The sequence below is a fragment of the Bifidobacterium catulorum genome (genome assembly GCF_003129925.1).
GTDB classification, from domain to species: Bacteria; Actinomycetota; Actinomycetes; order Actinomycetales; family Bifidobacteriaceae; genus Galliscardovia; species Galliscardovia catulorum.
In genome coordinates this window covers 1-10,286 of the sequence record NZ_QFFN01000051.1, presented here as the reverse complement: position 1 = coordinate 10,286, position 10,286 = coordinate 1, and the positions used below count along the sequence as shown (strand labels likewise).

Sequence of the window (10,286 nt, the reverse complement as noted above, 5' to 3'; positions counted from 1 at the left end):
GCATACGAGAGGTCGAGCGGGCTCGTGGGCGCGGCGATGGGTATAAGAGACCGCCCCCTGACAGGGGGAGCTGTCAGGCGCAGCCTGACTGAGGGGGTCAGCACCACCACTCCCCCGGCGGACCGGCTCCACACGCAGCGTCGCGTCCATGCGCACCACGGAGTCGGCGGGGACGTCGCCGGATATCACGCATCCGGCACCAATCACGGTGTTGTCGCCGATCGTCGATCCCTTGAGGATCGTCACGCCGCTGCCGATCCAGCAGTGGCGTCCGATGACGACGGCGGCCTCGGAGTATCCCTGCTCCTTGATGGCCACGGTCGGGTCGGCGAACCTGTGGTTGTGGTCGTATACGTGCACGTTCTCGCCGAAGATGGTCCCGTCGCCGATCTCGATGCGTCTGCGCGCGTGCAGGCCGCAGCCGTTGTTGAAGAACACATTGTCGCCGATGACGATCTCGCCGCCGTGCTCCACGGTGGCCTGGAAGCCGCGACGCATGTGGAACGCCTTGCCCCAACGCATATGGCGGCCGTATATCACGCGGTACAGCGCCTTCACCAGCAGTCCGGTGAACCGGTACCATGCCTTGACGAGTATCATCTGGCCTCCTTGAGCGCGTCTTCCGAACGCAATTCCGCCGCCGACGGCGTCAGTTCACCCCGATAGTGACGGGCGATGTCGCGCACCATCTGCGAGGCGAGGAACCGCCGGAGGAATGTTTCACGTGCAACATCGCGGTCCGGTGGATTCCCCAGCATCTCCATCACCGCAGCCGCGCCGGCCCGGACGTCGCCGACGGGGAACAGCGCGCCGTTGACGCCGGGGCGCACCACCTCGTTGTTGCCGGTCGCATCGGTGGCCACCACGGGCACGCCGGCGCGCAGCGATTCGATGAGCGAATACGGCATGCCCTCGTACAACGACGTGAGCAGATACACGTCGAACGCGGCGACCGTAATCTCGGCGTCGGAGCGGTAGCCGATGACGTGCGTATGCGACGCCACGGCATCGCCGCAGCCGTCCCAGTATGCGCGGACGTCGGATTCCATCGGCCCGTCGCCCATGTACACGAAATGGACGTCGGGACGGCGACGGATGACCTCGGCGGCGATGCGCGCGAACGTCATCGGGTCCTTCTGCCCGACCAGTCTGGCGGTCACGCCCACGACCGGCGCGTACTCGGTGATGCCGAGTCCGCCGAATCCGAGCGCGGCCCGGGCCTCGGCCCGTGATGGCACGGGAACGTCGGGGATGCCGTTGACGATCACCCGTAACCGGTCGTCTGCGTCGATTCCGGCGGCGAGCGCGGCCCGCTTCTCCCCCGCCGAGACGTTGAACGTCAGCGTGGTGGCGTGGCGGCCGAACCAGCGTTCGAGCGCGACGAACACCGCACGCCTGCGTCCCGAGAACTCGGGCGCCATGAACGAATAGGCGTGCGGCGTGTAGAACACCAGCGGCACGTGTTCGAGGCGTGCGGCGAGACGGCCGATGATGCCGGCCTTGGAGCTGTGGCAGTGCACCACGTCGGGACGGGTCTCGCGCAGCACCGCCCGCACCCGTCGCAGCGCGGACAGTTCCCGCCGCGGGCTGATCTCGCGCACGAGCGCGTCGCACGGGACCAGCCGTGCGCGCCGGCGCAGGTCCGGCAGGTCCTCGACGAACGATGCGTCGAGCCGCGATGTGCCGTGGATGAGCGTCACGTCGAACCGTTCCGGGTCAAGCCCGCGGATCAGGTCGACGACGTGCCGGCGCGTCCCGCCCTGGGACTCCAGCACCATCACCACCTTCGTCTTCCTCATATGCGTCTCCGCCCCCGCCTACTCGGCGTCCTTGCGATGCGTGTGCCCCTTGCCGGGCTTGCCGGCTTTGCTACCGGACGCGCCTGCATCGCCGTCCGCATCGCCGGTCTGGGAGGCGTCGGCGGCGTAATAGTAGTACTTGGATTTGCTGCGCTTGCCTGCCTCGGCGTAGTTCACCACCACGCCCATCACGGGCACGTCCACCATGTCGAGCTCGGCGGCCACGCCGCGCAGCGACTTCTTGGTGGCCACGTTCTGTCCGACCACGAGCACGAGCCTGGCGCCTTCCTTCGCGAAGATGGCGGCGTCGTTGGCCACGTCCATGGGCGAGGTGTCCACGATCACGTGGTCGTATTCGATGGAGAACCGCTCCAGCAGCGCGAGCATGGTCTTGGAGCCGAGCAGCAGGCTGGGGTTCGGCGACTTCGCGCCGGAGGGCAGCACGTGGAATCCCTCCTTCCAGTACCGCTGGATGGCGGTGTCGGCCTCCACCTGCCCGGTGGCGAGGTTGGTGAGTCCCACGGCGTCGTTGACGCCGAGGTATCGCCCGATGGACGGCTTCCTCAAGTCGGCGTCGACGAGCAGCACTTTTTCGCCCTTCTCCGCATAGGCGGCGGCGAGGTTCACGGCCAGGGTGCTCTTGCCTTCGTTGGGCCCTCCGGAGGAGACCACCACGAGGTTGCCGCCGACCATGTCCTTGGGGATCACGAACGAGAGGTTCACGGCCACGCGTCGGATGTCCTCGGCGATCACGCCGGCCGGCTGCGCCACGATCGCCGGCGCGCTGCCGGCGAGCAGCTGGTTCTTCGGCAGGTTGCCGATGACGGGTGCCTTGACGTATGCCTGGATGTCGGAGACCTGCCGGATCTTCTTGTCCATGAAGTTCAGGGCGAGCGCAACGACGACGGCGAGCACGAATCCGGCGAGCGCGCCCTTGAACGCGCCGCTTTTCACGTTCGGCGAGGTGGGCGTGGCCGGCGCGTAGGCCTTTTGCACCACGGAGAACTTGATGGGCGTGGTGAGTTTGCCGCCGTCGTCGGTGTAGAGGTTGTTGATGATGAGGTTGTTGAGCGTGGTGGCCACCTCGTTGGCGATCTGCGCGGCCTCCTTGGGGTCGCTGCTGTTGGCGCTGATGGTCATGAGGGTGGTGTCGCCGTTGGCGGCGGCGGCCACGTTGGCGGCAAGCTCCTCGGTGGTCATGTCGAGGCCGAGGTTGTCGATGACGGGCTGGAGCACGGATTCGGTCTTGACGAGGCTGGTGTAGGTGCTCATCTGCCGTTGGATGGCCTGGGAGTCGCTGTTCACCGATCCGAGGTCGGTGCTTTGGGTCTGCAACCGCACGAACACCTGGGTGCTGGCCGTGTAGACGGGCGTCTCGGATTTGACGGCCCAGGTGATGCCCCCGGTCACGGCCACAAGGATGGCGAGTTCGAGCAGCAGGTATTTCCTCAGCACGTTGAGCAGGTCGAATATGTTCATTGGTCGTTCTCCTTGATCAGGGGAGTCTGATGGATGGTCATGGCGGTGCCGGCGGCCCGTTCGGAGGTCTGCACGGTCACCGAAAGCGTTGCGGTCCCGCCCGGTTTGAGCGTGACCTTCCTTGCGCCGACGGTCAGTCCGTTATGCGTGGTGATGGTGTCGAACCCCTTGCCGTCGTCGAATGTCCAATCGACGAGCCGGCCGCCGGCGGGCGCGTACACGTAGACGACGGTCGAGATCTCGCCGGGGTTCACGTCGTACCCCTCCGACATGCCTTTGCCGGTCACGTAGTCGGGGAGTGTGGCGGCTTCGGCGGCGGTGACGGTGTTGGTCAGCCTCACGTCCACGACGTACTGCTGCGCGCCGGAGGCGAGGGTCCGGGTCTTCCTGCTGGCGACGGACCGCTGGAGGTACCAGCCCATCTTGCCCTGGGTGCCGTCGGAGAGATAGACGCCCGTGTTGGGTTCCGCCGGCTTGGTTTCCAGTTCGCCGGCGATGGCGGTGTCGTGCAGCTGTTCCTGCTCGCCGGCGCGCACCGACCATACCTTGAGGTGTCCTTGGGTCGTCGATGTCATGACGGCGTTGAGCAGAGCCGCGGAATTGCTTCCGTCGGCGGCGTGGAGGATGTGGTTGAACGATTGTTTGGCCACGGTGGCGAACAGGGCGTCCTGCTCCGCCGGCGTGCGATTCTCCAGATAGGCGTCGTGCAGGAGGTACCGGGCGGTGTTGGATCCGTCGAGTGTGAGCGTGTCGGTGATGTGTACGCCGCCGGTGACGGCGAGCAGGTTCTGCAGCAGGCACGGGTCGATCATGACGACGCCGCTGATCGTCTGCCCGTGTTCCTTCTCCCACATGGCTTTGGCGATGGCCGCGGCCCGCGGATAGTCGGGTGTGAAGTTCACGTCGTGCGGTTTGGTGAGCAGGTTGCCGCCGAAGAGGGAGACCTCGTCGTTCCGCGCGTCGAGCACGGGTTTGGTCTGCTGCGGCATCGTGCTTTCCGAGACGAAATCGCCGAGTGTGAGCCGTCCGCCGTCCACGGTCAGCGTGCCCCATGATCCGGGCAGTCCTCCGGTGGGGCGTATTTCGGCGTTGTTCTGCGCGATGACGAGATACGTGCGCGAACCGGAATCGTCGAGGTCGAGCATGGTCGGCGCCGCGTTGGCGATGCGCGCGGCGACGTCCACCTGGCCGGCGAGGATGGTGAATCTGCCGCGGGCGTCGGCCACGGCGTCGGCCACCTGTGCGATGTGCGGCTGCGGCACGTGGCCGAGGTCGATTTCGGCGTCGCCGATCACCCGGCTGGCCTGGCTCAGGTCGTCGGCAGCGTCGGCGAGGCCCGGCATCGACACCGCGCCGTCGTCCACGTGTATGGATTTCACGGAGATGTTGCCGGCGGCACGCTCCAGCTGCGGCAGCGCGTTGACGGAGACGTCGTGCATGATGGCGACGGTGTCGCGCACGGCGTTCACGTCGTCGCCGAGCACGGGCGTCATGCCGAGCACGCGCCATCCCATTCCGCTGGTCTGCGCATAGGCGTCGTCGATGCCGTCCGACAGCCGGTTCATGCCGGTTCTCATCGCGTTCGCGTCGCCGCTGAGGATGGCGGCCGGAATGGCGGAGGCCCCTTGGGACGCTTCGGCTACGGCGCGTTTGACCTGCAGTGCGGAATATCCCATGTACGCGCCGTATGCGGCGAGCGCGGCCGTCAGGGCGAGCACGAACGTCAGCACGCGTCGTATCCGCCTCCGCCGGTGGATGCGCGCCACATGCTCGGCGCTCATGCGGCGTCGTTTCGGCATGGCGCCCTGGCTGATGTCGTCGAGCGCATCCTGCGCGAACCCGGAAAGGTCGGGGCGCACGACGTCGTCGCCTGATGACGGCATGGCGGCAGGCGCGGTTGACGACACAGCCGACGGCCCGGACGACGTCATGGGCGACTCGCCGTCGCGGTCATCGCGGTCATCGTATTGTGCGGCCATGTCGTGTTCCTTGGCGTGTTCCTTGGTGTGTTTCTTGTCTGTCATGTGGTCGGTGTGTCTGTGGTCGGTCTGTCATGTGGTCGTTTGTGCGTCGGCATCGGGGATTCGTCGGGACGTCGGTCAGTAGGCGCCTTTGTGGGTCAGTACCACGCCCACGGTTTTGAACAATATGGTGAGGTCGCCGGTGATGGACCAGTCCTGCACGTAGGAGACGTCGAGCTGTTCGGATTCCTCGGCGGTCAGGTTGCTGCGCCCGGACACCTGCCATGGGCCGGTGATCCCGGGTTTCACATACATGCGCGTGGCGTACAGTCTGTTGTATCGGGCGTGTTCCTCGGGCAACGGGGGCCGCGGCCCGACGACGCTCATATCGCCACGCAGCACGTTGAGGAACTGCGGCAGTTCGTCGATGCTCCATTTGCGGATGAACGCGCCGACGCGGGTGATGCGCGGATCGCGTTTCATTTTGAAGATGAACCGGTCGGTCTGTCCGGTCTCCTCGGCGAGTTTCGCCTTCAATTCGTCCGCGTTCGTGACCATCGACCGGAATTTGATCATATGGAACGGTCGTCCGCGCAGTCCGATGCGTTTCTGTCCGTAGAACACCGGTCCACCGTCGTCGATTTTGATGGCGATGGCGGTGATGGCCATGATGGGCGACGCGACGATGAGCGCCGCCACCGCAAGTACGAGATCGAAGCCGCGTTTGATCATGCGTGTGCCGAATCCGTATTGCGGCAGTCGCAGCGTGAGCACGGGCATGCCCTGGATGTTGCGCAGATACAGCCGGTGCGCGCCCATGTCGGCGGCGCCGGCGGCGAGCGCGAGTTCGATGCCCAATGATTCCACGGCCAGAGACAGCACGTTGAATTCGACGGAGTCGCGGCGGATCACATCGCAGACCAGCAGCGTCTGCACGTCCATGCCGACGGCGGTCACGCCGAGGTCCGCGTCATACGGCAGTACGACCAGTTCGTCGTCGATGCCGAGACCGTCCGGAATGGGCGTCGATACGATGGCCTTCGTCCTCGGATCGACGCCGATGGGGCATACGGCCACCGGACGGTAGTTCATCTGCGTGCGTTGGCGCAGTCGTCCGAGAGTGCGGGCTATGCAGTCCGGTGATCCGATGACGATGGTCGCGTAGGCGAACCGGTCGTCGCCACGACGATGGGCGATGACGCGGCGTGCGACGAATCGCGCGACGACGGTGAACACCAAGGTCATCATGGCGGCGGCGACCATGATATGCAACGGCAGGGGTAGTCCGAAGATGTAGTTGAACGCGGCCTGGATGACGAACATCCTGACGACGGCCCCCACTATCCGATAGTTGACCTGATAGCCGTCGCCCATGATGTGACGATGATAGATGCCGACGCCATGCAGGCAGGCCACGTAAATCATGGCGAGCAGCAGCATCAGCACGCCGGTGGCGAGTTCGCTGACCATGCCGTTGTCGTCGGGGATGTAGGAGAACGGCTCCATCATGAACAGGATGAGGTTGGCGAACACCAGCATGGACCCGTCCACGACCATCAGTATGAGGTTGACGAAGAATCGCCAGTACAGCACCTGCGAGATCTGACTCACTCCCCCGGTCAGTACGGCATCACGCGCGGCGTCTTCCCCGACCCCGGCCGTAATAGGGGAACTGCCACACCCCCGCGAATACTCCTGACGGTCCTGCTTCAATCGCCACCCTTCCTCGACGCCGATTGCCCGCGTCGTTCTCTTCTCATTGGGGGTATGTAATATGCATTAACTATACGTCATAAGACATACAAAAAAACGATATATGTGATGTTAGGGATAACACTTCACAACCCCTCTATATACCCCATCATGACATCTTAATACGAGGGCATGGAGGTCCATAACGCCATCGCCCCGCTCGGCAATGGCGACGACACCAGAAACGACGGGCTCGACGGTCGCGATGGGACGTCCGACCATCCTCGACCATGATGTCCGACCATCCTCGACCATATCGGCCCATCACATGGACAGACTCTCATCGCATGGGCCGTTTCGCATCACATGTCCGGCTCGTATCACGCAGTCTGGGCGAGCCACGTGATGCGCTCCTATGATCATTGCGATTCCAACGTTGTTAAGGTTGCGCCACGTGGCACGCCCGGCCCATATGGCGCAACCCGCGCGATGCGACGGCACGTCGTCGGAATCCACGGGATGCGATGGAGCCGGGGCAGGGGCCGAACAAGGACCCGCAATCGAAATGAAACCCGGAACGGACCGACGAACGGGATGGAACGGCGAAGATGGTTTTGACCCCGCTTGACGGTACATTATCCCTTATGCCGACTTTTGATCTGGGACTTGAACACGTTTCCCTTGCCTTTGCCACCAAAACCATTTTCACCGACGTGACGCAGGGCGTCTTCGAAGGCGACCGCATCGGCATCGTCGGCCGGAACGGCGACGGCAAATCCACCCTGCTGCACTTGTTCAACGGCGCACTGGAACCCGATTCGGGCCGCGTCTCCATCCGCGGAGGCCTGACGTTCGGCATGCTCGACCAACGCGACCCGCTCGACGACGACGCCACGGTGCGCGAGGCGGCACTTGAGGGGCGCGAGGATTACGAGTGGGCGGCGGAGACCAAGTCACGCGAAATCGTGGAGGCGCTGCTGGGCGGCATCGACCTGAACGCGCGCGTCGGATCGCTGTCCGGAGGCCAGCGCCGTCGCGCCGATCTCGCACGCCTGCTACTCAGGGATTGGGACATCCTCGCGCTTGACGAGCCGACGAACCATCTCGACGTGGTCACGATCCACTGGCTGGCCGAGCATCTGAAGAATCGTTGGTCGTCCGGTTCGGGCGCGCTGCTGCTGGTGACGCATGACCGCTGGTTCCTCGACGAGGTGTGCGAATCCATGTGGGAGGTGCACGACGGTACGATCGAACCGTTCGAAGGCGGATATTCGGCGTATATGCTGCAACGTGTGGAGCGCGACCGTCAGGCCGACGTGCGCGAGACGAAGCGCCGTAATCTCGCCCGCAAGGAGCTGGCGTGGCTGACGCGTGGTGCGAGGGCCCGTTCCACGAAGCAGAAGTTCCATGTGAAGGCGGCGCGTGCGCTGATCGCCGACGTGCCTCCGGTGCGTAACACCCTGGAATTGAAGCAGATGGCCACCTCGCGACTCGGCAAGCAGGTGGTGGACCTCATCGACGTCACCCAGATCTTCGCCGACTCCTCCTCTCCCAGGCTCCCCAACCAGACAGAAGCCGACCCCTCCTCTCCCAGGCTCCCCAACCAGGCCGAAGCCGACCCCTCCTCTCTCCGGCTCCCCCTGGAAGGGGGAGCTGTCGGCGACCGCCGACTGAGGGGGTCGAACGATCCCTCCCCCGACATCGTCGATTCCATGTATGCCGAACCCCAGCCGCTGGGGTCGGTCGAGGTGGCCGTGGACACGATGGCCGATCCCCGTCTGGTGGACGCCGGCGTTCCCGAGGCCGTGGAGGCGGCGGCCAAGGCCCGGGCCGAGGCCGAGGCGCTGGCCCGCGAACAGGGCGTGGCCGAGGTGACGGTGAACCCGGAGGTCACGTCCGCCGCGCAGCGGGTGACCGTGTCCGGTCGGAAGATTCTCGACGATGTGACCTGGCTCATCGGCCCCGGCGACCGTTTCGGCATCGTCGGCGCGAACGGAGCGGGCAAGTCGACGCTGCTGAAGCTCATCGACGGCTCACTCACCCCCACCGTAGGCCATGTGAACATCGGCAAGACGGTGAAGTTCGCCGTGCTGTCGCAGCGTCTGGACGAGCTGGAGAAGCTGGGCAAGTACAAGATCAAGGAAGTGCTTTCGCGGTATAAGCCGAGCTACATCGTGGAGGGCAAGGAGGTGACGCCCGGTCAGCTGATGGAGCGTCTCGGCTTCTCCTCCGCCCAGCTGATGACGCCAATCCGCGATCTTTCCGGCGGTCAGAAGCGTCGTATGCAGCTGCTGCTGATCCTGCTCGACGAGCCGAACGTGCTCATCATGGACGAGCCGGGCAACGATCTCGACACCGATATGCTCGCCGTGATGGAGGACCTGCTCGACACCTGGCCCGGCACGCTCATCGTGGTCTCCCACGACCGGTATCTGCTGGAACGCGTGACCGACCAGCAGTTCGCGCTGCTCAACGGCAAGGTGCAGCATCTGCCCGGCGGTGTGCAGGACTATCTCGACATGGTGGAACGGATGCAGCGGGATGCGGCGGCGGGCACGGCCTCCTCCGTTTCCGCATCGGGCACCGGCGATGCCAAGGCCGACGGCGCCGACGCCAAGGATTCCAAGCCGAAGCTTTCCGGCAAGGAATACCATCAGGTCACCCGACGCATCTCGGCCATCGAACGCAAGCTCGCCAAGCTTGAGGAGCAGAAGGCCGACCTCGAAGAGCGGATGGCCGCGCATGACCCCACCGACTTCGAGGGGCTGAACAAGCTGAACGAGCAGATGCAGGCCATCATCGCAGAGAACGACGACCTCGAAGCCGAATGGATGGAGCTCAGCGAACAGGTGGAATAACACCCCACCCAACCAGCTCCCATTCATGGGGAACCAACGAGCACAACGCCCCACCCAACCGGCTCCCTCACACCGTTTACGACAACCGGCGCCCCTCAACCATGTGGGGAGCAGCTCACTCTCACCAACCGGCTCCCCTCATCCATGAGGGGAGCTGTCAGCGAAGCTGACTGAGGGGAGTCCCACACACGCCAGCACCCTCAGGTCCCCAACGCCCCATCCAACCGGCGCCCCTCATCCATGAGAGGCGCAGTTCAGCGTCTCCTCCCCTCAGTCGCGTTACACGCGACGGCTCCCCTCAACGAGGGGAGCCGATTGGACGGAGACATCCGGCTTCTTCGATACGGAGCCCATCAACGATGCATGGCACCCAACCGGCTCCCATTCACGGGGAACAAACGAGCACAACGCCCCACCCGCCCGGCTCCCTCCCACCGTTTACGACAACCGGCGCCCCTCAACCATGTGGGAAGCAGTTCGCTCTCACCAACCGGCTC

General features: G+C 64.8%; 5 protein-coding genes and 2 pseudogenes. 2 read left to right on the top strand and 5 right to left on the bottom strand.

Features of this window, described 5'->3' with window-relative positions:
- From DF200_RS10070 to DF200_RS10050, 5 genes are all read right to left on the bottom strand, one after another.
- The coding region (locus DF200_RS10070) for an acyltransferase (RefSeq protein WP_109138142.1) at positions 1 to 600 on the bottom strand (600 nt) is incomplete at its 3' end.
- Positions 597 to 1,799: a glycosyltransferase gene (locus DF200_RS10065; RefSeq protein ID WP_241520228.1), complete on the bottom strand. Its 1,203-nt coding sequence runs from the start codon at positions 1,797 to 1,799 to the stop codon at positions 597 to 599. The genes DF200_RS10070 and DF200_RS10065, both read right to left, overlap by 4 nt.
- Positions 1,800 to 1,817: 18 nt before the next feature.
- Entirely contained in the window at positions 1,818 to 3,278 is a 1,461-nt protein-coding gene (locus tag DF200_RS10060; RefSeq protein WP_109138141.1) for a tyrosine-protein kinase domain-containing protein, read from the bottom strand.
- The gene (locus DF200_RS10055; RefSeq protein ID WP_109138140.1) at positions 3,275 to 5,302 is read right to left on the bottom strand and encodes a DUF4012 domain-containing protein; all 2,028 of its coding nucleotides are present in this window, start codon (positions 5,300 to 5,302) and stop codon (positions 3,275 to 3,277) included. The genes DF200_RS10060 and DF200_RS10055 overlap by 4 nt, the downstream gene beginning before the upstream one ends.
- A 75-nt stretch (positions 5,303 to 5,377) precedes the next feature.
- Positions 5,378 to 6,850 carry a sugar transferase gene (locus DF200_RS10050; protein WP_109138139.1) on the bottom strand — a complete coding sequence of 491 codons (1,473 nt, stop codon included), beginning with the start codon at positions 6,848 to 6,850 and terminating at the stop codon, positions 5,378 to 5,380.
- Between the two features lie 725 nt (positions 6,851 to 7,575).
- Here DF200_RS10050 and DF200_RS11375 point away from each other — a divergent pair.
- Positions 7,576 to 8,466, top strand: a pseudogene (locus tag DF200_RS11375) (ABC-F family ATP-binding cassette domain-containing protein); the annotation flags it as partial.
- A 168-nt stretch (positions 8,467 to 8,634) separates the two neighbouring features.
- A pseudogene (locus tag DF200_RS11370) lies at positions 8,635 to 9,789 on the top strand (ATP-binding cassette domain-containing protein); the annotation flags it as partial.
- Between the last annotated feature and the right edge of the window lie 497 nt (positions 9,790 to 10,286).